The sequence below is a fragment of the Streptomyces sp. NPDC040432 genome (genome assembly GCF_055595445.1).
Genome location: NZ_JBVIVP010000005.1, coordinates 241,852 through 262,069, shown reverse-complemented (window position 1 = coordinate 262,069; position 20,218 = coordinate 241,852). Strand labels below are relative to the sequence as shown.

33 protein-coding genes are annotated in these 20,218 nt (G+C 68.9%); 6 read left to right on the top strand and 27 right to left on the bottom strand.

Annotated elements, in window-relative coordinates; genetic code table 11:
* Positions 1-2: 2 nt before the first annotated feature.
* From ACZ58N_RS14200 to ACZ58N_RS14135, 14 genes are all read right to left on the bottom strand, one after another.
* A complete protein-coding gene (locus ACZ58N_RS14200) occupies positions 3-389 on the bottom strand; it encodes a hypothetical protein (protein ID WP_471158823.1) in 387 nt (128 codons plus the stop codon).
* The gene (locus ACZ58N_RS14195) at positions 389-1,444 is read right to left on the bottom strand and encodes a hypothetical protein (protein ID WP_471158821.1); all 1,056 of its coding nucleotides are present in this window, start codon (positions 1,442-1,444) and stop codon (positions 389-391) included. The genes ACZ58N_RS14200 and ACZ58N_RS14195 overlap by 1 nt, the downstream gene beginning before the upstream one ends.
* A gap of 1 nt (position 1,445) precedes the next feature.
* On the bottom strand, positions 1,446-2,048 hold the full coding sequence (locus tag ACZ58N_RS14190; RefSeq protein ID WP_471158819.1) for a hypothetical protein: 603 nt from the start codon (positions 2,046-2,048) through the stop codon (positions 1,446-1,448).
* A 10-nt stretch (positions 2,049-2,058) separates the two neighbouring features.
* Positions 2,059-2,565 (bottom strand): hypothetical protein, encoded by a 507-nt coding sequence (locus ACZ58N_RS14185; protein ID WP_471158817.1) that lies wholly within the window; start codon positions 2,563-2,565, stop codon positions 2,059-2,061.
* Between the two features lie 463 nt (positions 2,566-3,028).
* Complete coding sequence (locus tag ACZ58N_RS14180; protein WP_471158815.1) at positions 3,029-3,493, bottom strand: hypothetical protein; 465 nt, start codon at positions 3,491-3,493, stop codon at positions 3,029-3,031.
* Complete coding sequence (locus ACZ58N_RS14175) at positions 3,490-3,900, bottom strand: hypothetical protein (protein ID WP_471158813.1); 411 nt, start codon at positions 3,898-3,900, stop codon at positions 3,490-3,492. Before ACZ58N_RS14175 ends, ACZ58N_RS14180 begins: the two co-directional genes overlap by 4 nt.
* Before the next feature lie 85 nt (positions 3,901-3,985).
* The gene (locus tag ACZ58N_RS14170; protein ID WP_471158811.1) at positions 3,986-5,323 is read right to left on the bottom strand and encodes a phage major capsid protein; all 1,338 of its coding nucleotides are present in this window, start codon (positions 5,321-5,323) and stop codon (positions 3,986-3,988) included.
* A gap of 10 nt (positions 5,324-5,333) precedes the next feature.
* Positions 5,334-6,200, bottom strand: a complete 867-nt coding sequence (locus ACZ58N_RS14165) for a head maturation protease, ClpP-related (RefSeq protein ID WP_471158809.1) — start codon at positions 6,198-6,200, stop codon at positions 5,334-5,336.
* Between the two features lie 191 nt (positions 6,201-6,391).
* Positions 6,392-8,002: a phage portal protein gene (locus ACZ58N_RS14160; protein WP_471158807.1), complete on the bottom strand. Its 1,611-nt coding sequence runs from the start codon at positions 8,000-8,002 to the stop codon at positions 6,392-6,394.
* Positions 8,003-8,015: 13 nt separating this feature from the next.
* Positions 8,016-8,165, bottom strand: coding sequence for a hypothetical protein (locus ACZ58N_RS14155; RefSeq protein WP_471158805.1), 150 nt, complete (start codon positions 8,163-8,165; stop codon positions 8,016-8,018).
* Between the two features lie 32 nt (positions 8,166-8,197).
* Positions 8,198-9,697 (bottom strand): hypothetical protein, encoded by a 1,500-nt coding sequence (locus ACZ58N_RS14150; protein WP_471158803.1) that lies wholly within the window; start codon positions 9,695-9,697, stop codon positions 8,198-8,200.
* Positions 9,681-10,217: a hypothetical protein gene (locus ACZ58N_RS14145; protein ID WP_471158801.1), complete on the bottom strand. Its 537-nt coding sequence runs from the start codon at positions 10,215-10,217 to the stop codon at positions 9,681-9,683. The genes ACZ58N_RS14150 and ACZ58N_RS14145 overlap by 17 nt, the downstream gene beginning before the upstream one ends.
* A gap of 58 nt (positions 10,218-10,275) precedes the next feature.
* Complete coding sequence (locus tag ACZ58N_RS14140) at positions 10,276-10,407, bottom strand: hypothetical protein (RefSeq protein WP_471158799.1); 132 nt, start codon at positions 10,405-10,407, stop codon at positions 10,276-10,278.
* Positions 10,408-10,415: 8 nt separating this feature from the next.
* Positions 10,416-10,814, bottom strand: coding sequence for a WYL domain-containing protein (locus ACZ58N_RS14135; protein WP_471158797.1), 399 nt, complete (start codon positions 10,812-10,814; stop codon positions 10,416-10,418).
* Between the two features lie 129 nt (positions 10,815-10,943).
* Here ACZ58N_RS14135 and ACZ58N_RS14130 point away from each other — a divergent pair, with 129 nt between their 5' ends.
* From ACZ58N_RS14130 to ACZ58N_RS14120, 3 genes are read left to right on the top strand one after another with little or no spacing between them, the layout of a single operon-like run.
* Complete coding sequence (locus tag ACZ58N_RS14130) at positions 10,944-11,159, top strand: hypothetical protein (protein WP_471158795.1); 216 nt, start codon at positions 10,944-10,946, stop codon at positions 11,157-11,159.
* A complete protein-coding gene (locus tag ACZ58N_RS14125; RefSeq protein WP_471158793.1) occupies positions 11,156-11,569 on the top strand; it encodes a DUF6221 family protein in 414 nt (137 codons plus the stop codon). Before ACZ58N_RS14130 ends, ACZ58N_RS14125 begins: the two co-directional genes overlap by 4 nt.
* A gap of 50 nt (positions 11,570-11,619) precedes the next feature.
* Entirely contained in the window at positions 11,620-11,811 is a 192-nt protein-coding gene (locus ACZ58N_RS14120) for a hypothetical protein (protein WP_471158791.1), read from the top strand.
* A gap of 1 nt (position 11,812) precedes the next feature.
* On the opposite strand, the gene ACZ58N_RS14115 is transcribed toward ACZ58N_RS14120, so the two are convergent.
* The 12 genes from ACZ58N_RS14115 to ACZ58N_RS14060 all read right to left on the bottom strand — a co-directional run bounded on the left by ACZ58N_RS14115 (position 11,813) and on the right by ACZ58N_RS14060 (position 18,293).
* Positions 11,813-12,262, bottom strand: coding sequence for a DUF6197 family protein (locus ACZ58N_RS14115; RefSeq protein ID WP_471158789.1), 450 nt, complete (start codon positions 12,260-12,262; stop codon positions 11,813-11,815).
* The gene (locus ACZ58N_RS14110) at positions 12,259-12,672 is read right to left on the bottom strand and encodes a hypothetical protein (RefSeq protein ID WP_471158787.1); all 414 of its coding nucleotides are present in this window, start codon (positions 12,670-12,672) and stop codon (positions 12,259-12,261) included. The genes ACZ58N_RS14115 and ACZ58N_RS14110 overlap by 4 nt, the downstream gene beginning before the upstream one ends.
* Before the next feature lie 186 nt (positions 12,673-12,858).
* Complete coding sequence (locus tag ACZ58N_RS14105) at positions 12,859-14,877, bottom strand: hypothetical protein (RefSeq protein ID WP_471158786.1); 2,019 nt, start codon at positions 14,875-14,877, stop codon at positions 12,859-12,861.
* Between the two features lie 28 nt (positions 14,878-14,905).
* Complete coding sequence (locus ACZ58N_RS14100; RefSeq protein ID WP_471158784.1) at positions 14,906-16,129, bottom strand: hypothetical protein; 1,224 nt, start codon at positions 16,127-16,129, stop codon at positions 14,906-14,908.
* A 27-nt stretch (positions 16,130-16,156) separates the two neighbouring features.
* Complete coding sequence (locus ACZ58N_RS14095; protein ID WP_471158782.1) at positions 16,157-16,372, bottom strand: hypothetical protein; 216 nt, start codon at positions 16,370-16,372, stop codon at positions 16,157-16,159.
* Positions 16,369-16,686 (bottom strand): DUF7739 domain-containing protein, encoded by a 318-nt coding sequence (locus tag ACZ58N_RS14090; protein WP_471158780.1) that lies wholly within the window; start codon positions 16,684-16,686, stop codon positions 16,369-16,371. The genes ACZ58N_RS14095 and ACZ58N_RS14090 overlap by 4 nt, the downstream gene beginning before the upstream one ends.
* A 90-nt stretch (positions 16,687-16,776) precedes the next feature.
* Positions 16,777-17,292, bottom strand: coding sequence for a hypothetical protein (locus ACZ58N_RS14085; protein WP_471158778.1), 516 nt, complete (start codon positions 17,290-17,292; stop codon positions 16,777-16,779).
* Entirely contained in the window at positions 17,292-17,459 is a 168-nt protein-coding gene (locus ACZ58N_RS14080) for a hypothetical protein (RefSeq protein ID WP_471158776.1), read from the bottom strand. The genes ACZ58N_RS14085 and ACZ58N_RS14080 overlap by 1 nt, the downstream gene beginning before the upstream one ends.
* A gap of 29 nt (positions 17,460-17,488) precedes the next feature.
* On the bottom strand, positions 17,489-17,683 hold the full coding sequence (locus ACZ58N_RS14075) for a hypothetical protein (protein WP_471158774.1): 195 nt from the start codon (positions 17,681-17,683) through the stop codon (positions 17,489-17,491).
* 33 nt (positions 17,684-17,716) lie between these two features.
* On the bottom strand, positions 17,717-17,875 hold the full coding sequence (locus tag ACZ58N_RS14070) for a hypothetical protein (RefSeq protein ID WP_471158772.1): 159 nt from the start codon (positions 17,873-17,875) through the stop codon (positions 17,717-17,719).
* Positions 17,875-18,054 carry a hypothetical protein gene (locus ACZ58N_RS14065; protein WP_471158770.1) on the bottom strand — a complete coding sequence of 60 codons (180 nt, stop codon included), beginning with the start codon at positions 18,052-18,054 and terminating at the stop codon, positions 17,875-17,877. The genes ACZ58N_RS14070 and ACZ58N_RS14065 overlap by 1 nt, the downstream gene beginning before the upstream one ends.
* On the bottom strand, positions 18,054-18,293 hold the full coding sequence (locus ACZ58N_RS14060) for a hypothetical protein (protein WP_471158768.1): 240 nt from the start codon (positions 18,291-18,293) through the stop codon (positions 18,054-18,056). The genes ACZ58N_RS14065 and ACZ58N_RS14060 overlap by 1 nt, the downstream gene beginning before the upstream one ends.
* Before the next feature lie 196 nt (positions 18,294-18,489).
* Between ACZ58N_RS14060 and ACZ58N_RS14055 the strand changes: the two genes are divergently transcribed.
* The 3 genes from ACZ58N_RS14055 to ACZ58N_RS14045 all read left to right on the top strand — a co-directional run bounded on the left by ACZ58N_RS14055 (position 18,490) and on the right by ACZ58N_RS14045 (position 19,845).
* Positions 18,490-18,678 carry a hypothetical protein gene (locus ACZ58N_RS14055; RefSeq protein ID WP_471158766.1) on the top strand — a complete coding sequence of 63 codons (189 nt, stop codon included), beginning with the start codon at positions 18,490-18,492 and terminating at the stop codon, positions 18,676-18,678.
* 130 nt (positions 18,679-18,808) lie between these two features.
* Entirely contained in the window at positions 18,809-19,441 is a 633-nt protein-coding gene (locus ACZ58N_RS14050) for an NUDIX hydrolase (protein WP_471158764.1), read from the top strand.
* Positions 19,438-19,845, top strand: a complete 408-nt coding sequence (locus tag ACZ58N_RS14045) for an NUDIX hydrolase (RefSeq protein ID WP_471158762.1) — start codon at positions 19,438-19,440, stop codon at positions 19,843-19,845. The genes ACZ58N_RS14050 and ACZ58N_RS14045 overlap by 4 nt, the downstream gene beginning before the upstream one ends.
* A gap of 49 nt (positions 19,846-19,894) precedes the next feature.
* Here the strand turns inward: ACZ58N_RS14045 and ACZ58N_RS14040 are convergent, their stop codons facing one another.
* The gene (locus ACZ58N_RS14040; RefSeq protein WP_471158760.1) at positions 19,895-20,164 is read right to left on the bottom strand and encodes a hypothetical protein; all 270 of its coding nucleotides are present in this window, start codon (positions 20,162-20,164) and stop codon (positions 19,895-19,897) included.
* Positions 20,165-20,218: the final 54 nt, after the last annotated feature.

Here is a 20,218-nt window from a genome sequence, read left to right as displayed (position 1 = left end):
GGTCACCTCATCCTCGGCAGGTAGCGGTCGAGGAGCCGCTGAGCCATCTCGGGCGCGACCTGCCGCAGCAAGGCCTTCGTGCGCTTCCAATGCCAGTAGCCGGGGAAGATCGTGACGGGGCTGTTGCGGGAGCCGACGCCCTCCAGCCACGGCCCGTACACGACCCCCGAGTCGTGGACCCGGGACACGTCGGCCGACGCGCGTTCGGTCAGGACGTGCGACTCGTAATAGCCCGTCGGGTGTCGGAAGGCCATGCCCATCAGCAGCAGGACATGCTCCTCGGCGAACTCGGCGATGTTCTCCCGGGCCTCGTTGGTGTAGTCGTCGATCTCCTGGGCGACCCGGCCGTCGAAGAGCGGGCCGTCCATGCGGATCTCGATGTCGGCCATCAGACCCCCCTCAGGCGGGCTTTACGCCCGTGGGACTCGTAGACCTGCGCGCGTAGGGCCTGGATTCCGCGCAGGTCCCGGGTCCTCTCGTTGCCGGTCTCGCCGGCGCGGAGGACTGTCGAGTAGGCCGCCTGTTCCTGCGTCAGGGAGCTGATCGCCTCGCCGATGACCAGGGTCTGGACGGGGGCGGGCGGGTCCCACCGGTACAGGGGTGCGGCCGTGCTGTGGCTGGCGGCGGTGGTGCCGAGGACGCCGCGGCTGACGGTCAGGGTGCGGGAGGCGTAGACGTCTGCACCCGTCGCGTGCGCGGCGAGTACGGAGCCGTCCCAGCCGCGCTTGACGATCAGGTTGTTGCCCGCGATGTCGATGATCAGCATGCGTTCGGCGTCGACGAGGATGGTCTCGCCCGTCGCGAAGCCTGCCGCGGAGGCGACGGGCACGGTGGCCGCGGCAGCCTTGCTGTCGAGGTCGGCGCCCAGGTTCTCGCCGGTGTCGGTCATGCTGCGGCTGGTGACCGCGATCCGTTCGGAGTCGATCCGGAGGACGCTGCCGACGCCCAGCTGTGCGGACCCGGGGCCGTCGACTGTCAGCGTTGACGCCGTGGCATTGACGCTGACGGCAGCAATGCCGACCTCGGACTCGTCGTCGGAGTAGCCCCACAGGCCGGTGATGGCTATGTCGCGCTGCGAGGTCTGCCCGCCGCCGAACGCGGCATTGCTGCCGCGGTCCAGCTCAAGCCGGTTGTACGGCGGACCGTAGGCCGCGGGCTCCAGGAGTACGTCGCCGGCGCCTATGGCGACGCCGCCCGAAGTAACCGCGCTGACCGAGATCAGCTCGTTGCCGTCCAGCCACAGCCGGCTGGCACCCGCGCCCTGCGAGTTCGGCCAGTCGAAGAACTTCGTGGCAATGGTCGGGGCGAACGCGCGGTGACAGAGACGCTCCGCGTTCCGGGAGGCCGCCTCGATGCCGCGGTCGATCTGACCTGCGTTGCGGGCGGTCTCCTTGCTGTCGAGGGCCCGCATGACGTCCTCGCGGGTGGCGTACCAGATGCCCATGTCAGCTCACCCCGTACCACTGGCTGGCCCACCCGGTGTTGATGGTGTTCGTCGTCTGGTTGGCGAGCGTGAGACTGGCGGGCAGGCTGGTCTGCCCGGTGAGCATGCTGGAGTAGCGGAGCGCCGGGGCTGCCAGGCCGGCGTTCACGCTGATACCGGCGCCGGAAGCCTTGAAGTGGAGGCTGTTCGTTGTCCAGGTGCCGTTCATGAGCATGGCGATGTAGTAGGCGCCGGGTATCGCGTCGAACGGCGCCGCCAACGGGAAGGGCTTGGCGATGGCGCCGGTCATGTACATCGCCGAGATATCGGCGGTGACGCCTCGAAGAGTGCCCGCCTGGTCGTAGACGCCCAGGTAGTTGTTCTCCAGGGTGGCGCCGGTGTCGATCCCGGAGAGGCCGAGCCACACGTTCGACCAGGTGATTCGCCGCCGAATCCAGATCTTGACGAGCGTGACCCGGCCGCCGACACCACCAACGGACTGCGCGGTCACGTGCCCGGCCATCGACGGGTCGTATGTCCAGGCCAGAAGTCCCTGCTCGGACGGCAGGTCGTGATCCATGAGGAGGTTCGACCGCGCCTCCGCCTTGCTACTGAGAGTTCCCATTCCCGCCCCCTCAGCCGATCCGTCGCAGGCGCAGCCAAGAGCCCTGCTTGATGGTGGTCGGGGTAGCCGACGACGCTGCCTGCGCCCACTGCAGGGTCAGCGCGCCAGCGGTGTCGCCGACGGTCAGGTTGCCGTGCGGCAGGACGAACAGGCCTGCGGCGACGACGCCCATGCTTGTCGTTGATCCGAACGCGAACCGGGTGAGACGGATGCTGCCGGTTCCGTCGGCCGTGGACAGGGTCACCCCGACCGGCGTCCAGCCGCCCGAACTGCCTGAGGGTGCGGCCAGGGTGAGAACGATGTCGCCGGCAGGGTCCGCGGTCAGTTCGAGGCTGGCCTCGATGGCGTACACGCCGTGGGCGGCTACCGGCACGGTGAGGTGGTCGTCGTCCTGAAGGGTCGTCGATGAGGTGATCGGTTCGTCCGCTGGCTTGTAGGCGGAGCGGGTGCTGCCTACGTAGTCGGTGTCGAGGCCGAGACGGGCGCGGCCTTCGGCGGCGGAGTTGAGGGTACTCATCGGGTTCACCTCCTCAGGACTGCTGGGCGGGCGGGTCAGGACTTGTCAGATGTGGCTGCCGTCGGGTCGCCATCCGTCCCACGGGCAGAAGAGCTGTCCGTCGGGGCCTTCTTCGAGCGGCTCGCCGTCTTGCGGGCAGGCGAGGGGCTTGCGTTCTCGCTCGGCTCGGTGTTCGGCTCGGGCGTCTCGGACGATTCCGAGGAGCTGGTCCCAGGAGATGACGCACCTCCCTTGTTGTCGGGGGCCGGTGCCGCGCTCGCGGGGGGCTCAGCGGCACCGGCTGTCTCGGTCTGGGGCTCGTCGCCCCAACTGCCGCTCACGGCAATGGTCGGGCCGCCGTGGCGTGTGATCTTCGGCATGGGTTCTCCCTGCTCAACGTGGTCGGTGGACTGGCAGTGCGGGCAGCGCGGAGCGTCGACCGAGTAGACGGTCGAGCACTCCGTGCACACCCAGCCGGCCACTGCTAGGCCGCCGTCACGGTGGCGCCGTCATCGAGCGGCACGTAGGTCAGCGACCATTCGACGGAGCCGGTGTTGGTGGCTGCCGTGTTGAGGCCGATGGCACCCGGCGCGACGATGACCGCGTTGCGAAGGGTGGAGACGCCGCCGCCCGTGCTCTTGACCATGGCGTCGCCGGCGAGGCCGGTGATGGAGAGCAGGCCGCCTGCGGCAAGGCCGTTGGACTCGACCGTGCCGGACAGGTCGTTGACCGCGCCGGAGCCCGACGGAGTCGCGACGAGCTTGATGGCGTTGGCCTGCGCCTGGATGTTGGTGGTGACCCGGCCGACGATGCCGGTTACGAGCACTCGGCCGCCGGTCACGGTGAACAGGCTGCCGGTCGTCGAGGCGGGCAGGGCCGCGGTGGCCCGGTCGACCTTCGATCCGAGGAGGAGGGTCCGCAGCTGGGACCCTGCGATCAGGACGCTCATGAGGTCACCGACCGCAGGTTCTCCGGCTTGCGCTTGGTGTTCAGGTCGCGCGGCAGGATCACGAAGCTACCGGCGGAGTGGGAGCAGGTGATGTGGGTGAAGCCGTCGGACAGCTGGGAGGCTTCGACCTCGGCGACGAGGAGGCCGCCGGTTCCGGCGGTGACGGTGGCGGCTGCGGCCTGGGTGACCTTGGTCCACACGCCGGAGTTCTGCCGGTAGTACTTGGTGAAGATCGGAAGGTTCTGGGCGCCGGTACCGGCGGCATCCTGCGCTTCCTGGATCGTCGCGTTCCCGGAGGTCGCGCCGATCAGGATGATCGTGGCTCCGCCGGCGTCCTTGAGGCCGAACGCGGTGGCTGCGGTGGTGGCTGAGGTGGCTGCGTTGAACAGCCGTCCGAGGGCGTCCATGTCGTGTTGCCTTCCTGGTGGGGGTTGATTGCCACTTCGGAGCGAGCCGGGGCGGGGGTGTCAGTGCCCGCCCCGGCCGGCTACGTCATGCGCGGGTTGCGACCTTGACGAACGGGCTCAGGGTGTTGGAGCCCTTCCGCGGGGTGACTGCGGTCTTGAGCCACGGGGTGCCGTCGACGCGCTCGATGACGCGCATGGCGGTCTTGTCGTTGCCGAACTTGTAGTCGGAGCTGGTGCTCATCTGCATGGCCTGCCGGTCACCGATGAGGTAGTAGCCGAAGTCGACGAAGTTGATGTCGCCGGCGGTACCGATGCCGGGCACCTTCTCGGTGAAGATCACGGGGCGGCCGAGGATCCGCACGGGCGGTGCGCCTTCGCCGCCGCCGTCGCCGATCCACACGGCGGATCCGCCGGTGCCGACGGACAGGGCCATCGTCATCAGCTCGGGCAGGGTGTCGATGTTCGCCACCCAGACGGCCTTGGAGAGCGACGAGGGCAGCATGCGCGAGTAGGCCTTGACGATGTTCTCCCACAGGAGCGTCGCGGCGCTCTGGTTGGACTCCTTGGCCACCGATACGGCTGCCGAGGCGTTGAGGAAGCCGGTCGGCTGGCCGACACCGTTGCCTTCGGTGAACGCGATGTCCTCGAACCAGGCCAGCGCCTCGGGGTAGCTCTCGCTCATGAACTGCTGGAGCGTGGCCAGACTGTCCTGGAACAGCTCGTTGGGGATCTCGCTATACAGCGTCAGCTTCTTCGCCTGCAGTTCGATCCGGCCGAAGGTCGGGCTGGAGTCGGTGAGGGTTCCGCCCTCCTCGGTCCAGTAGCCCATGATGCCGCCGTGGACGGTGCTGGCGTTCGACGTGGAGTCGACTGTCGGGTACGGCACCATCAGCGTCTCCATGGGGACGACGCGGGCGCGGGACCGGACGAGCGACTGCTCCATCGGGACGCGGAGCAGGTCGGAGCGCAGGGTCTCCGGGATCAGGAACCCGCCGTCGGAGGGGACGTTGGAGCTGAACGAGTTCTGGATCTTCTTGATCTCGGCGCGGGCGGTGAACGCCTCCTGGGTGTTCGTGCCGTCCCAGACCGTGGTCATGAAGTCGGTCCAGTTGCTGAACGACTTGTCGAGACCGGCGCCGGGGGCCGTCGCGTTGTAGTACTTGTTCCGGACCGGCGTGGACTCGGGTGCCAGGTTGAGACGGTTGATGCCGTCGATCTGGTCGCCGCGGAGGCAGTTCGCGAAGGCCTTCTGTGTCTCCTCGCGGACCTGCTGGGCGATCGAGTCGTCGCTGCGGGTCTGATTCTTGGCGTACTCCAGGATGTAGTTCTGGAGGGTCTCGGGAGACTTGACGATCTCCCGGAGGCTGGCGGTGTCGCCGAGGGCCTCGGTCAGTTCGTCCGCGGTGCGCGCGACGGTGGTCATGATTGCCTCCTCAGGCGGGGGTGCTCGTCGCCGCGCTGGACGACGTCAGGTGTGCGACGAGGCCGGCCCACGGGTCGGGGGCAGGCTGGGTGAGGTGCGCGGTCAGGGACGCCCAGCAGTCCAGTTCGGGCTCGGCAGGCTCAGGCGTCGGCTCCTGCTCGACTTCAGCCGCGGCAGCCGGTTCCGGCGGGGCCTCTTCCGCGACAGGCGCGATGCTGGCGACGACGGGCGCGGGGGCCTGCTCTCGTCCGGCGTAGGCGAAGACGGACAGGTCCCAGCGTGCGGTGACCTTCTCCGGCTCGGCGGGTTCGCCCTTGCGGCTGGCCGTCTCGACCTCGTCGGCCAGTCCGGCGTCGACCGCTTCCTGCGCCGTGTACCAGGTCTCGGCCTGCATGCGCTCGCGCCACTGCTCGGGGGTGCCTCCGGCCCGGTCGGCGTAGATGGTGGCGATGTTGTCGGACTGGCGGTCGAGGAGCTCTGCCATCTGCGCCATGTCCCGGGCGTTGCCCATGCACAGCCCCGAGCCCTCGTGGATCATCATTTGGCTGCCGGACTGCATGACGATCCGGTCGCCGGCCTGTGCGATGACGGAGGCGATGGACGCTGCGAGCGCGGACACCTGCACGGTGATCGTGGCGGGGTGGGTACGCAACGCGTTGTAGATCGCGATGCCCTCGAAGATCTCCCCGCCAGGGCTGCTGAGGTTGACGGTGATCTCCGAGGCGGTCACCTGAGCCAGCTCCCGCTGGAAGGCCGCGGCGTTCACGCCCCAGAAGCCGATCTCGTCGAAGATGTCGACGACCACCGGCCCCCCGGCCTGGTTGGTGATCCGGTACCAGTCGCGGCGCTCCACCACAGCCGACGCCTGCAGGTTCACCCCAGGACGCGTGACAACGTTGTCAGTCTCCGTCGACGCACGCATGCCAGCACCGAGGAGCTCACGGACAGCACCCTGCGACAGGGCGGACGAGTTGAACAGACGGCGTGGGAGAGGGCCCAGCCTGCGCACGACAGACTCCGCAACTCCCCGCGAGTTACCGCTCATGATGCACCACCCCGGCATATGCGTCACTCCTCGCCCTCGCGGGCCTTGCCACGCTTGACCACGCGGCACCGGCAGTCGTTGCCGAACTTGGCGCCCTCGCAGCCGATGTAGCCGCTGCCGCCCGGGTAGTCCTTGTAGGCCTCGGCCCGGTTGCGGTACGTGCGGCCCTGGTTCTCGCGGCAGGGCTCGCAGGTGTTGTCGTCGTCCTCGCCGATGACCTCCCACCGCTGGGCGGCGTCCAGGTCGGGCACGTTCAGCAGGGCGTCGAACCCGGGGCCGAGTGGCAGAGCGTTGGCCGGCGGTTCCGCCTCGGGGGCAGGGGCCTTGGGGGCGGGAGCGGTGGGGACGTCGAAGCCGAGCATCGGCAGGATCGTCGGCGCCAGCAGCGGCGCCCTGGTCACCAACTTGATGAGCAGTTCGCGATCCTGGTCCGCACCCGGCTGCCCGAAGGCAATCTGCGGCAGGTCCAGGGCGGCAAGGACTTCCGGCCCGTATGCTCCGGCCTCGATCAACTCCCTGGCTGCGGTGGCCTTCGCGGTCAGCTCGCGCGCCGCCAGGTCGCGGTCGTCGGCCACCGGGTTCTCGTAGTCGAACTCCAGGCCCGAGGCGGCAGCGCCGAACATGGGCAGCAGGTCGTGGTTCAGGGCGGCCTTGATGCGCTCCAGGCGGGGCACGGTCAGCATCTCCGCGAACCAGGTCGAGGACGCCTCGGCGGTGGCCCGGTTGACGTCGGCGACCTCGCCGAGCGCGAACGCCGGGATTCCGAAAGCCTCACGGATCACGTCGCGGGAGACGCTGCGCAGCTCGGCGAACTGCATGTCCCGCTGCGTGAACTTGCGGTCCACCCACTTGCCGTGTTCTAGGATCGCCACCCTGTGGGCGTTGGCGACGCCACGGTGCTGCTCGTTCCACCGGGCCCGAAGCTCGTCGAACTCGTGGTCGGCCAGGTGCTGCGGGACTTCGATGATGCCGCCGGGCTCAGCGCTGTTGAGGAAGAAGTTGCGGTTCCATTCGGCGCTGTACCGGGTGGCGTCCAGGTCCGTGAGGATCGACTGGACCGGCCCCATGCCCCGGTACGGGTCGAGGGGGTTCGGCATGCGCAGGAAGATGACCTGATCCAGCTCCAGGGCTATCTGCTGGCCGTCGGGCCCTTGGTACATGTAGCCGCGCAGGAACGTCTCCGGGTCCGGGATGGGGGTGATCCGGTCCGGGCGGACGGGCCACATCTCCAGCGGGATCGGGGACGCCTTGTGCCGGGCGACGATCCACCAGCCTTCGCCCGTCAGGTCGATGTGCTGCTGGCTGGCCTCGACGAACTCCTGCCGCGGCATGAACGGGTTCGGCTTGTTCCACAGGTCGAGGGCGGCGTGTGAGGTGACCTCGGTGCGGTCCTCGTCGCGGCCGGACGCGGCCTTTCGCCACAGCTTCCAGTTGACCTGCGAGGTGGCGTTGCTCGTCCTGTTGACGATGGAAAAGAGGGTGCCGACGGACTGCATGGCGGCCATCTGTGCCTGCTGGTCGCGGCGGGCGCCGAAGCCGAGCGCGTAGGACTGGGCGCGACTGGCGAACGGGACGGGTGTGGCGGTGACGCCGGCGGCGCGGTTGAGGATGGCGCCGAGGATGGTCCTCCCCACCGGTCACCACCTCCTACCGCTCGGGCTCCTCGGGGCCGCCGTAGTAGCGCCATTCGAGTAGCCATGCCGTGAGCCCGGCCGCGATCACGCCGGCCGGGGCATAGACCATGCCTATGCCAACTGCCAGCAGCATAGAACCAGCCAATGACAAGATGATCGGCATAATCCCATTCAGGCGCCTCGCCGCAGTCCTGCTCACAGCCACCTCACGCGCGTTCGGCCCGACGAGTAGAAGGCGAGCAGGAGGGCGTCGGCGTTGTCGGGTGATCGGCCGAGCCGTTTGATGATCTCGTCCTTGGGCTCAACCCGGATTCTGCCCTGGGGGTCCGTGTCCCACCTTGGCTCCAGCATCTGCGCGACCGCGGCGTCGGCATTCTCGGCGCGGGACAGGTCCCACCCCTGGCGTTCGGACAGGCCGCGGCCGATCTCCCACCAGATCTCGGCGCGTAGGTTGGCGTACTTGTCGGGCTTGCTGGCCTTGGTGGCGACGTTCACGGCCTGGATGTGGGCCTGGTGTTCGCCTCGGGAGGCGGCGTTGCGGAGTTCGCCAATGACGCCGAAGCCGACACCGATGCTGTCGATCTTGACGGCGGTGGCGCCCGTGGCTTTGATCGCGTCGATGATGAGCGGGGCGATCTTCTCCGGGCGGTCCGTGTGCGCCCTCCACTCCCGGCCGGCCCGGATGCCGCGACGCTCACGGATGACCGTCTCGTCGCCGCCGCCACCCACGTCGACCCCCAGCTCGACGGGTTCGACGGGGTCGGTTCGGGCTGTCGCGCGTTCGATCCGACACTGGGCAAGGTCAGATGCGCGGACCACCTGGTTCGGTGCGTCGGAGCTGAACTCGCCCAAGACCTTGCTGCGGTAGAGCGGATTGTCCTCGCCCCACTCGCGGGCCTTCTCCTCCACCCACTCCCGACCGACCAGGGCGTGCGTCAGCTCCTCCGGCACCTCCTCGCCGGTCAGGTTCGGCGACTCGAACGCGGAGATGCCGATGACATGCCAGCCCGAGCCGGGCGTGCAGACCTTCCGGAAGTGGCTCGCCGGGTTGTCGGGGTTCCCGATGGCGAGGATCCGGCAGTCGATGTTCGTCGTCAGGGCGTCGGCTGCGACCCACAGCTGGCCGGGGATGCCGCAGGCCTCGTCGAGGATGACGAGGACGTAGCGGGCGTGGATGCCCTGGAAAGCCGACTCGTCGTGGTCGGCGGGCTTGCGGCCGAACGCGACGAGCTCGTCGTCGAGGTGCCATTCGGTTTGGTTCACGCGGCCGGCGAGCTTGCCCGCCTTGTGGACGCGGCGAATGTATCGCCAGAGGATCGCGCGGACCTGCGCATAGGTCGGCGCCGACGTGACCACGAAGGCCGTGCCGGGCGGGTGCGAGTCCAGCCACCACGACGCGACCAGGCTGGCCGTGTGGGACTTGCCGACACCGTGACAGGACCGCACCGCGGTACGCCGGTTCGCCACGACCGACGTCATGATCTCCCGCTGCTTCGACCAGACGACCTGCTTGAGTCGCTCACGCACCCAGCCGACCGGATCATGCTGGTAGCGGGCCGTGCGGGTGACGAGGTCGCGGCGGTCGATCGCCGACTTGAGCTGGTCCCGGAGTGCGCGCAGTTGGGCTGTGTCGCCGGCCCGGACGAGGAGGGCGATCTTCTGGCGGATGCCGTCGAGGTCAGGCGCCGTCGTCATCAGCGGCAGCCTCGGGCTCGGCTGGAGCCTCGGGCTCGGCGAGGCGGTCGAGAAGCGCGCCGATCTCCGCACCCAGGTTCTCGGCGTCGATCGACAGCTTGGTCGCCGTGTCCAGGCCGAGGAGCTTGGCCCGCCGCTCCTGGATACGGAGGAGCCGGTCGATCGCCGCAAGGACAGGGCCACCGTCGGGCAGCGGCTTGTCGTGCAGGCTGACGACCCGGCCCTGCGACACAGTCCAGTGCTCGGCCTCCATGACGGCCAGCGCCGCCCGCCACATGGCATCCAGGCGTTCGAGCTCCATCGCCCGTACTTCGTCGCCGGCTTCCTGCACGGTGTCCTGCAGGACTCGGGACACGGCGTGGTGGGCGACGCCCTTGCTGGAGTAGCCGACCTCGTCGGCGATCTGCTGGTAGCTCCAGCCTCGGGAGCGGAGACGGGCGGCTTCGGCTGCCTTCTGGGCAGCGTCGAGGGTGGCGACGTACTTGCCCTTGCGGTCGTGTACTTGGTGCTTCTCCGGCATGCCGCCCCTCCTGTCCTGATCGTCAGGATGGCATGGGGTGCGGACAAGCCGGGCGGTGCTAGTCGTTGTCGCTGGGGTCGTAGTCGTCTTCCCAGCGGTCCCAGCGTCGGTCTTCCTGGGCGAGTTCCCAGCTGGTGGGTTCCCAGGCGGGGAGGGGTTCGGGGTTGGCGTCGGGGGCGAGGTTGTTCACGGCTCCTCCTAGGCGGCGAGCTGGTCGGCGAGCTGTGCGATGCGGGTGGCGATGGGGGCGTCGATCGGGTAGACGACGGTGACGGTCGCGATGCCTTGCGGCTCGGGGCGCTTTGCCGGGGTGGTCTCGTCGCGGACGGGGCGGGTGACCGTGTAGGCGGTGCGGTGGACCGTGTAGGTCTGGATTCGGTCGAGGCGGAAGTGGCGGGGTTCGCCGGTCTCGCGGTCCATGGCGGCGATGAGGATGTCGCCGGCGGCGCTGACGGTGATGTCGTAGATCTCGATGGTGCGGATGGTCTCGGTGTCGTCGGCCTTGGTGTAGGTGATGGTGATGGGCTGCTGCTTGTCGAGGGCGGTGATGAGGCGGACGAGGGTCTGGTGCTGGGTCTCGTTGGCGGTGTGCTTCATCGGTGCCCCCTGGATCGCTTGGCGTCTATTTTCTAGACACGTGAAGCATCGCAGAGTCCGCGCCATCCTGTCTATGGATTAGACGAAACTCGTCTAGGAATCAGACGGTGGACGTGGGACCATAGGCTCATGACCGACTGGGAAAAGCAGCTGCACCGAAAGGCGGCGGCCGTAGACCGCGCCAAGGAAGCGCTCGACGAGGACATCGCCTCCGCCCGCCTTGATGGCAAGACCTTCCGGGAGATCGGGACATGGGCCGGCGTCAACCATGAGCGAGCCCGCACCATCGCCATCCGCATCAACGGCGACTCCCGGACCCGCGCCGAACGAGAGGCAGCTCAGTGACCGAGGCTCTCGTGCCCTTCCTCCGCGCCCGCCTCGACGAGGACGAGCAGACTGCTCGCGCGGCTACTGCGGGTCCCTGGCGCGATCACGGCGGGTACGTCACCGACGCCGGCCCGCTGGTTCAGGTGACGGACTACGGCACCCAGGATGAGGAGGGTGGCGGACCGCAGGGGCGCGCCGACTCCGCCCACATCGCCCGCCATGATCCGGCCCGCGTCCTCGCCGAGGTCGACGCCAAGCGGCAGGCCATCGCGCACTACGAGCGGATCCAGCAACACGTGAAGCGAAGCGACGGCGGAGACGACTACCTGTTCGCCGAGGGTGCGGTGCACCGGCAGCTGGAGTTCATGGCCCTGCCCTACGCCGGCCATCCCGACTATCGCGCCGAGTGGGCGCCCGTTCAGGCGTAGCCCCACCGGTTCCCCAACCACGTGACCCCCATCCCCGGCATGATGCGGGCATGGGGGTCACGGTCATGGTGCGGGCGGGCACGGAGGTGGAGTGCCAGCGGGCGTTGGACGTTCTGTGCGTGGCGTTGGGCGCGCGGCCGGCGTTGCTGCCGACAGATCGTCTGGGCCGCGGTTGGATCGCGCGTGCGGTGCTCATGCCGCAGGCCCCCGCGGTGGGCGAGGGCCTGCCGGTCGAACGGTAGGTCAGGCGAGCATCCGCAGGATCGGGCCTGGCCCGGACTGGCTGTCGTTCCAGCCGCCTGGGCTGAGGGCGTCGGGGGCCTGCTGTCGGATCCGTTCCCAGATCACCTCGCACGCCTGGTCGGCGAGCGGACCTTCTCCGCCGGCTGCGGCCCGGATGGCGCCGATGAGGCAGTACCCGATCCCTGCGTGGCCGGGGTAGCGGGTGATCCAGCCGTGGGCGGTGATCAGGCGGGCCGCCTCGACGAACACCTCGTCGACGGTGGCCGGTCGGGCGGCGGCGGGGGTCGGGTCGACGAGGATCTCGGGGATCTCAATCGGCGCGGTACGGACGTCGAGGGCGACGCCGGCCCCGTCGAGGCGGTCGTCCATGGTCAGGGCCGTCAGGGTGAGGCGTTCGTCGAGGCTGAGCGCGGCAGCCTGTGCGGCGGGGCAGGTGCGGGTGGCGATCACCAGCGTCGCCGAGCTTCGCGGCCGAGACGCTCCATCTCCTCGATGCCGTCGTAAAACTCGCTCTTGAACTCCTGGCCGCGGCCGATGCCGTAGAGGCCTTCGTCGCGGCAGTCGGGTCCGGGGTCGGAGATGTGGGGGATGCCTCGGGGCTGGCTGTCGTGGATGGTTCCGTCGCCCAGGCTGAACAGGCCGGTGATGTTGGTGGTGGCGCTCTTGTCGAAGATCCAGTGTCCGAGGATGGGGTGCCGGCCGGTGCAGGTGTGGGAGGTCCAGACCTGGCGGTGGTTCCACAGGGCGGATCGTCCGGCGTAGGTGGGGGTCTGGACGATGTAGACGGTCTTGCCCTTGGCGAGCCAGCGGTTGAGGTCCTTCTCGTCGCCGCGCCGGCGGCTGGTCCAGGTCTTGCTCATGGCGGTCTCCTTGATGGTTTGTGGTGGTTTGCGGGGCGGACGTAGTCCTAGTTTGCGGAGGTTTGTCCGCCGGACGGGTAGGCGGACGCGGGGCGGACAGGTCGGATGATGTCCGGGGGCCGTCCGCCCTTTGTCCGGGGTGCATACCGGGATGAACTGGGGTGTGTCCGGGGGTTGTCCGGGGTCCTACAGGGCCTTCAGGGCCTCTTCGAGGCAGGCTCGGTCGTAGCCGCGGACGCGCTTGCCGGCGATGGCGACCTTCTCGGGCCGGACGACCCCGGCGGCGCGAAGCTCGTCGGCCAGAAGCTCCGGCTTTACCCCGGCGGCGCCTGCGAGGTCGTCGAGCTGGGCCGCATCTTGGCCGTTCAGGGCGCGCAGGCAGCCGGTGATCAGCAGCCGGTACTCTCCGGCCTTCTGGGCGTGCGCCTCGCGTCGGGCGGCGTCGCCGGTGAGCGTGCCCGCGTTGATCCGCAACTGCTGGCCGCGCTCGCAGATCTTGACGAAGTCGGGCAGGTCGATCACGTCGCCGCGGAGTGTGCGGTAGCCGTCCTCGGCGCCCTCCTCCAGGACGAAGACGCCCTTGGAGCTTTCGAGGAGGGCGTGCGGGGATGCGCCGGCGGCAACGGCCATGTCGCCGAGGATCATCTCGGAGCTTTCGCGGCTCTTGGTTCGGAAGCTGGCTCGCTTCACGCAGACCTCGCGGAGCTCGGTGGGGACGCTGTTGGAGTCGGGTCGTTGGGTGATGTAGACGCCCATGCCGAGTACGTAGCGTGCGGCTCGGTTGAAGCGGCCGAAGAGGTCGACGAGGAGCGGCTTCGCGGAGACGAGGCGGGGGTTCTCGGAGTCGTCGTCGGGCAGGGGCATCTTGGTTACGGCGGCTCCTCCGAGGAGTTCCTGAAGTTCCTCGACGAGGACGATGACCGGCCCCATGCCGTTGGCGGCGAGCTCGGGCGTGATCTTCCCCTCGGGTACGTGGTGGGGTTCCTGCTCGAAGAGGCGCTCCAGTTCGTCGCCGCGGGCCTGCATGTCCTCGATGACGGTGTTCATCTCGGTGAAGATCTCGCGGATGGTGTCGGGGTCGGAGCCGGCGATGTAGCGGTGGGCGATCTTCTTGAGGGGTGCCCAGTCGGGCCCTTTCTTGCCGGTGATGACGATGATGCGGACGGTCGGGTCGAGGGCCGCGGCGGCGGCGATGAGGCGGGCGAGGTAGGTCTTGCCGTAGTCCTGGAGGCCGCCGATGAGGATGGATGACCAGACCAGGTTCAGGGTCTGGCGGTCTTGGCGGGCGTCGGCTCCCAGCGGGATGCCGTCTCGCCAGAAGTGCCAGTTGGGGGCGTCGATCAGGGGGCTGTAGATCTTGGGGCCGCTGAATGGGTTGGCTTCGTCGCCAACCCACAGGGTGACCATGCCCTCGTGTCCCCCCTCGGAGGTGTCGGGCTTGAGTTCGATCTGGCTGGCCTTCTTGCGGAGCGCGCCGGCGAGGTTGCCGGCCTTGGCGGTGGCTTTGGTGGCGGGCATGCCTTCGGGGAGTTCGATGGTGGCGGTCCAGCCGGGTCCGTCCTGGCGGATCCCGCCGATGATGCGGGTTTCGGCGCGTTCGGTGGCGGTGATGATGTCGGCCTTGACGAGCGCGGAGAGCAGGGCCTCCTCGCCGGCCGTACCCGTGGCCGACTCTGCGGTGGCCAGCCGGCCGGGCGCGGACTCAACGGTCGAGGGCTCGCCTCCGGAGCCCTTCCAGACGCCGTAGAGGTAGGCGCCGAGTCCTGCGGCAAGGTCGACCCAGAGTCCGCCGGTGATCGTGCCGACCGCAAGGCCGGTTGTTCCGGCCACGGTCCAGCCGCCGGTGACGCCGGCGTGGATCAGGCGGTGGCGCCTGTACTCGGACCGGCGTTCTCGGACGAGTGCTTTCAGCTCCTGCTGCTTGGCGGCCGGGGCTTCGCGGAGTTCCGCGCGGGCGGTGCCGATCATGTCGGGGTAGTCGTCGTGGTAGCGGTCGAGCCAGTGGGCGGCGAGCCGGCCGTAGCCGCGGCGGGCGAGCGGGGCGTACCCGCTGTTCGCCTTCACGTGATCCACGGCGGCCCCCAGCCAGGCGGGGCGGCCGACCTTCTCGACGGCCGTGGCCTTCTCGACGACAACGCCTGCGAGGGGAGCGGCCGGCGGGTCGGGGACGACGGTCAGGTGCGGGTGCTGGGCGGCGGTCGACATGGTCGGTCTCCTCTCTCGGTGGGCTGACTTACTTCTGCTCGTCGTTTACGGCGTCACGGATGCGCTTGGCGTATCCCCACCGCCGGCCGATGGCCTTGGCCACTGCGGGCGTTGAGAAGGAGTCGCCGGGCAGTGCCTGCCGGAGACGCCTGGCGGCTTCCAGATCTGCCTCGGCAAGGGGCTCCGCCGGCTTCCCTTCAGGCGACCGTCGAGGAGGCTTGTTCTCAATGCCCCCAAGGGCTGTGGGGGTCTGAGGTGGCCGCTTGGGGCCGCGCTTCGCGGAGCTGGCGCCGGGGTCGTCGTCCCCCTTCGACTCGCCGCTCAGGAGCGAGTCGAGGAAGGTGTCCAGTCCTGCGGCCATGGCTGCTTCGTCGGCGCCGGAGCGTGCTTTCGTGGTGGCGGCCTGCGCCTTGCCGCGGTTCTCGTACACCTCGGCGTACATGCCGAGCGGGGCGCCCTTGATGTCCGTCCACGCGTCGGCCCATGCGTCCTCTGCCGTGACGGTCTCGAACGTGTTCGCCAGGATGATCTCCCGGGCTCGGGCGGCCACGTCCTTGTAGGCCTTCGCCCGATCCTTGCCGTGCCTGGCGCGCGCCCTGTCCTTGGCCCGCTCCTCCTTGGTGCGGCGAGAGGTGCCGTGGCGGCCGATGGATCGCATCTCCCAGTAGCCGGTGCCGGCGAGGGAGACGATGAATAGAACCGCGGCTGGCCAGTAGGCGCGCTCGCCGTCGATCTCCATGGTCCAGCCGTGGGCAGCGTTGATGCCTGCGGCGATCAGCGCACAGGTCCACATCGCTACGCGGAACGGTCCTGCGGGTCGGCCGTCCTTGGCGGCGCGGACCGTCATCACCGTGGCGGCAGCGGCGCCGAGTTCGAGGACCAGGGCGACCATCAGGGGCAGACCGCCGAAGATCTTGCCGAATCCGGCATCGGTCAGGGCGTCGACCTGGAAGGTGATTGCGGCGATCATCCCGACAGCCATGATCGGAAGGACCATCGCCGTGTCGGCGTCGGTGTCGAGCCAGCCCGAGACCAATGCCCGGCGGTCGGCCCACTTCTTCGCGCGCTCGGCCTTGCGGCGCTTGGCCTCGGCAGCTTCGTCGCGGCGCCGCTTCGCCGTCAGGTCGAGCTGGGTCTGCGCGTCGATGCGGGCTTGCTCGCGTTCCGCCTGGCGGTCCAGTCGGTCCTGCTCTCGGTCGGCCGCCTTGTTCTGGCGCTTCTGGTTGTAGAAGTCGGCCAGGTCGCTACTCACGATGATCTCCCTTTCGGGTGGTGGGGGTCAGGCGGTGGGGTGTCGCTGCGGCGGACCGGTTCGAAGGGGGCGGGGCCAGACGCGGTGCCCATCGAGTCCGACTTCGACGGCGACGGCCGCGATGATCGCGAGGCCGACGACGATCCGGTCCCAGGCGGACCAGTCGAGGCCGAGGAGTGAGGCGATGCCGATGAAGAGCAGGAAGACGCGGGCTTTCGCGGCGGCTGCGACGGCGGCGGTCATGACCAGCTCCACGGCTCGCCGGCGCGGGCGGCCTGTTCGGCGGCGGTTGCGAACTCGGCGGCGTCCGCCGCGGCGTCGGCCGACATCTTCGGGTGGGCCGCTGCCTTACGGAGGGCGGCGGCGATCTTCAGGGCTTCGTTGGGGCCGATGAGTTCGTCGTCCGACATGCGCTTGCCGTTGAACATGTAGGCGACTGCCTGCCATTCGGCTGCCGGAAGTACGTAGGCGAGGTGGTGTCCGAGGGCGGCGATTGCGCTCGCCGACCGGTAGATCTGGCCGAACCGATTCGTTCCGTGGGAGATGTTGATGCCCATGGCTGATGGACCCTTCTGCGGGTTGGCGGGGTGGTGGTGCTGGCCGGATTTCCAGGCCGGCCGTGCGAGACGGCCAGCGAGGGCTACAGGTCAGCGGATCTGGCGGGCGAGGTACTCCAGGCCGGTGGCTTCACGTTCGTCCTGGCTGACGCGGCGGTTCGCCTTCCAGACGTTGCGGATCTTCTGCTTCTCGATGCCGAAGTTGTGCCGCACGCCGCTGAGTACTTCGTTGCGCTTGCCGGGCCGGCCGAACTGGACGGCGTGTGCAAGCTCGTGGACCACGGTCTGGTCGAGTTCAATCCGGTCGGCCCGGTAATGGGCGTCAGCGTTGATGACGATGAGCACACCTTCCGGGCTGACGGTGGTGGTCCCCATCCAGTCGGTGGGCGGCCTGCCGGGAGGGAGGCGGTCGGTTCCCAGAGCAGCCTGGTAGTTCTCGACCAGGGCCTGGGGGCTGTACTTCTCGCGGGCCACGATGATCCGGGTGGGCGGAATCCGCTCCCGCATCCGCTGCTGCACGAGGCGGGCGGCCTGGTCGGCGATCTCCTGCACGCGGTCGAGCAATGGCCTGTACTGGCGGTGTAACCGGTAGCCGGTGACGTCCATCAGGCGGCTTCCTGGCCGTTGAGGCGGATCGCTTCGAGCTGGTCGACGAGGCCCGAGCTGTTGTGGTGGTCGTAGTCGGCGGCAACGGCGAGGAGGCGGGTCTGGCCGAGCAGGTCACCGGTGCGGAGGGCGGTCAGGTACTGGCGGATGAGGTGCGTTTCGAGCATGGGATTCTCCGATGGGCAAGCGGGCGGGGTCAGGAGCGGCACTGGCGGGCGTGGGTCTGGGCCCAGTCGCGCATCTGCTGTTCGGCGGCGGGCCCCTTGGAGCCGTTCGCCATTCGGCATCCGTGGCAGCCGGCGACGATGTTGGCGGGACTGTGCGGGTTCGGGCGGACATCGACCGCGGAACCCTGGGCGGTGCGGTACTGGGCGATGAGACGTGCAGACATGACGGTCCTTCCGTTGGTCAGGCGGGAGGGGTTCTAGCGGTGGGTGTGCGGCCGGGCGCCGGTGGCGGAGCCGAGCTGGTCACGTTGGGCGCCGGCGGATTCGGCACGCTGGGCCTGGGCCTGCTGGTAATCGCCGCTGCAGGTCTGGGCGGTCGCGGGCTGGTCGATGATGCTGTGCTGCTGTTCGCCCATCACTGCACCGCCTCGTCGATGATCCGCAGGATCTGCTCCAGGGCGATCTCAAGCCGGCCGATGGTCAAGCACAGGTCGCGGTCGCTTGCGGTGCCGAGGGACAGCTCGTGCGAGTGGGTCAGGACGGTGCGGGCGTGGTCGATGGTTGCGCGCTCGCAGGCGGTGAGTGCGGCGGCCATCAGGCGGCGCTCGGCGTGATCCGGCCGAGGAGTTCGCGGCGGAGGCTGGCGGCCGTGCCCGTGTTGCCGGCTGCGTCGGCGAGGGCGACAGCCTGCTCGGCGTGCCGGATGGCCTGGGCGCGGCGGACGCGGCGGAGCGACTCGTCCATGAACGGGTCGGAGTCCACGGCGATCAGACGCCGGGCCGGGGAGGGGTGATCGATACCAACGCGCAGGTCGGTAGAGTTCTGCGTAGCCATCAGGGTTAGCTCCTGTTGGTCAGGCCCTGGCGCGTGGGAGTGGAGTCCCTGTGCTGGGGCCGTTTTGTTTTCGGTTGTGGCGTGCCGGTGGAGCGGCACAGGCGTCCCGTTCGAACCGGTGGAGCGGTCCGAGTGGCACTCCACTAACGTAGCGCCTTCTCTGGACCGTGGCAATCCACTGTGGGACGATTCCTGCATGCCAGCCGGAATCCACCTCAAGAGGGCCCGCACATACCGCCCCGAACCCGACGTGTACGAGAAGGCCAAAGCCGCCGTGGCCGAGGTCGACTCCGACATGAACGCGCACATCAACGCGTTCCTGCTCTGGCTAGTCCACGAAACTGACGAGCTGCCGGCACGGCCTCCCAAGAGACTCGCGGCCTGAGGTGTGATCTGCATGCTCCAAGTCAATCGCCGGGGTGATTGACCGGCGAGCGGCTGCCGTACAGCAGCCGCACAGGAGACGATCAGTGGCCGTACAGGACGCGGGACACGGGCCGCCGGGAGGCGCGATTGTGGACGTCATCACCTGGACCGGAGAGCTGGCCTGCCACCTGCAGGCCGCCCACCGGATGACCCGCGAGGAGTTCGCCGGCAGGCTCGGCGTCCACCCGCAGACCGTCGCCGGCTGGCATGCGCGTCCAGGGATCGTGCCTCGGCCTGACATGCAGGCCGCCCTCGACACCCTCTACGAAAAGGCCCTGGCACCTGTGCGCTTACGCTTCGCTCGACTCGCTCAGCCGCCCGTCGACACTGCGGCCCAGGCTCTCCGCGTGGCCGTGGCGGTCGTGACCCGGCCCGGCGAGGTGCTGCTCGTCTGCAGTCGCCGCGGCGACACGCTGGCTTGGCAGTTCCCCGCTGGCATTGTGAAGCCCGGTCGATCCGCCGAGGCGGTGGCTGTCGCCGAGACTCACGCCGAGACTGGCGTGCATGCTGCCGTGCGCGGGCATCTGGGCAGCCGTGTCCATCCTCTGACTGGGGCGCTTTGTGACTACTACCTGGCCGAGCATCTGACGGGCGAGGCCTCGAATCTGGATGCTGTTGAGAACGCGGCCGTTCAGTGGGTGCCGCGCGGTGACGTGGCCCGCTTCATTCCGACCGACACGATCTATCCGCCGATCCTGGCCGCACTGGAGGCAGCTGCATGACTGAGACGACGACCGAGCGGGGCATCTCCGCCGCGATCATCGTGGACGGTGATCGAGTACTGATGATCCGTCGCCGCGTGGCAGAGGGCGAACTGATGTGGCAGTTCCCTGCTGGCGGCATTGAGCTCGGGGAGACCGCAGAGCAGGCCGCGGTACGCGAGACCCTGGAGGAGACTGGCCTGACGGTGCGAGCGGACCGGCTGCTCGGTGAGCGCGTGCATCCGAAGACCGGCCGGCTCATGGCCTATGCGGCGTGCACGCTGGTTGAGGGTGAGGCGATCGTCGGGGACGCGGAGGAGATCGCCGAGGTGGCATGGGTCGGCCACGGTGAGATCGAGCAGCACGTTCCGTATGGGCTCTTCGGTCCGGTGCAGGCCTACCTGGATGAGGCTCTGCAGCGTTGACCTGGATGCACGAATGCCCCCGACCTCTAGAGGCGGGGGCATCGGCATGTCAGGGGCTGGGTGTGGATTGGAGCATCTTGTCCTCGTCGAAGCGGCCGTCCTTGTCGGTCCAGCCGAGGTCGTCGAGGGATCCGCTGACGCTGATGAGCGTGTAGTCGGAGTCGGTGAGGGGCTCGCATGCCTTGGGGCGGGTGGGGCTGGGTTCGGTGCGGGCCTTGATCGCTTTGACGCATTCCTCGACGGATTCGTCATAGCTTTGGCCGCAGCCGGCGAGGAGCAGGAGGGCGATGGGGATGGTGGCGTAGGTGCGGGGGTTCATGGGTCCGCAGCGTGGCGGACCCTGCGCGCGGGCGGGATGTCTGTTGCCGGGTTG

Coding starts and splice junctions, on each gene's coding strand:
- ACZ58N_RS14200 (WP_471158823.1), bottom strand. CDS start 389: ATGGCCGACATCGAGATCCGCATGGACGGCCCGCTCTTCGACGGCCGG.
- ACZ58N_RS14195 (WP_471158821.1), bottom strand. CDS start 1,444: ATGGGCATCTGGTACGCCACCCGCGAGGACGTCATGCGGGCCCTCGAC.
- ACZ58N_RS14190 (WP_471158819.1), bottom strand. CDS start 2,048: ATGGGAACTCTCAGTAGCAAGGCGGAGGCGCGGTCGAACCTCCTCATG.
- ACZ58N_RS14185 (WP_471158817.1), bottom strand. CDS start 2,565: ATGAGTACCCTCAACTCCGCCGCCGAAGGCCGCGCCCGTCTCGGCCTC.
- ACZ58N_RS14180 (WP_471158815.1), bottom strand. CDS start 3,493: ATGAGCGTCCTGATCGCAGGGTCCCAGCTGCGGACCCTCCTCCTCGGA.
- ACZ58N_RS14175 (WP_471158813.1), bottom strand. CDS start 3,900: ATGGACGCCCTCGGACGGCTGTTCAACGCAGCCACCTCAGCCACCACC.
- ACZ58N_RS14170 (WP_471158811.1), bottom strand. CDS start 5,323: ATGACCACCGTCGCGCGCACCGCGGACGAACTGACCGAGGCCCTCGGC.
- ACZ58N_RS14155 (WP_471158805.1), bottom strand. CDS start 8,165: ATGCCGATCATCTTGTCATTGGCTGGTTCTATGCTGCTGGCAGTTGGC.
- ACZ58N_RS14150 (WP_471158803.1), bottom strand. CDS start 9,697: ATGACGACGGCGCCTGACCTCGACGGCATCCGCCAGAAGATCGCCCTC.
- ACZ58N_RS14145 (WP_471158801.1), bottom strand. CDS start 10,217: ATGCCGGAGAAGCACCAAGTACACGACCGCAAGGGCAAGTACGTCGCC.
- ACZ58N_RS14135 (WP_471158797.1), bottom strand. CDS start 10,814: ATGAAGCACACCGCCAACGAGACCCAGCACCAGACCCTCGTCCGCCTC.
- ACZ58N_RS14130 (WP_471158795.1), top strand. CDS start 10,944: ATGACCGACTGGGAAAAGCAGCTGCACCGAAAGGCGGCGGCCGTAGAC.
- ACZ58N_RS14120 (WP_471158791.1), top strand. CDS start 11,620: ATGGGGGTCACGGTCATGGTGCGGGCGGGCACGGAGGTGGAGTGCCAG.
- ACZ58N_RS14110 (WP_471158787.1), bottom strand. CDS start 12,672: ATGAGCAAGACCTGGACCAGCCGCCGGCGCGGCGACGAGAAGGACCTC.
- ACZ58N_RS14105 (WP_471158786.1), bottom strand. CDS start 14,877: ATGTCGACCGCCGCCCAGCACCCGCACCTGACCGTCGTCCCCGACCCG.
- ACZ58N_RS14095 (WP_471158782.1), bottom strand. CDS start 16,372: ATGACCGCCGCCGTCGCAGCCGCCGCGAAAGCCCGCGTCTTCCTGCTC.
- ACZ58N_RS14090 (WP_471158780.1), bottom strand. CDS start 16,686: ATGGGCATCAACATCTCCCACGGAACGAATCGGTTCGGCCAGATCTAC.
- ACZ58N_RS14085 (WP_471158778.1), bottom strand. CDS start 17,292: ATGGACGTCACCGGCTACCGGTTACACCGCCAGTACAGGCCATTGCTC.
- ACZ58N_RS14080 (WP_471158776.1), bottom strand. CDS start 17,459: ATGCTCGAAACGCACCTCATCCGCCAGTACCTGACCGCCCTCCGCACC.
- ACZ58N_RS14075 (WP_471158774.1), bottom strand. CDS start 17,683: ATGTCTGCACGTCTCATCGCCCAGTACCGCACCGCCCAGGGTTCCGCG.
- ACZ58N_RS14070 (WP_471158772.1), bottom strand. CDS start 17,875: ATGGGCGAACAGCAGCACAGCATCATCGACCAGCCCGCGACCGCCCAG.
- ACZ58N_RS14065 (WP_471158770.1), bottom strand. CDS start 18,054: ATGGCCGCCGCACTCACCGCCTGCGAGCGCGCAACCATCGACCACGCC.
- ACZ58N_RS14060 (WP_471158768.1), bottom strand. CDS start 18,293: ATGGCTACGCAGAACTCTACCGACCTGCGCGTTGGTATCGATCACCCC.
- ACZ58N_RS14055 (WP_471158766.1), top strand. CDS start 18,490: ATGCCAGCCGGAATCCACCTCAAGAGGGCCCGCACATACCGCCCCGAA.
- ACZ58N_RS14045 (WP_471158762.1), top strand. CDS start 19,438: ATGACTGAGACGACGACCGAGCGGGGCATCTCCGCCGCGATCATCGTG.
- ACZ58N_RS14040 (WP_471158760.1), bottom strand. CDS start 20,164: ATGAACCCCCGCACCTACGCCACCATCCCCATCGCCCTCCTGCTCCTC.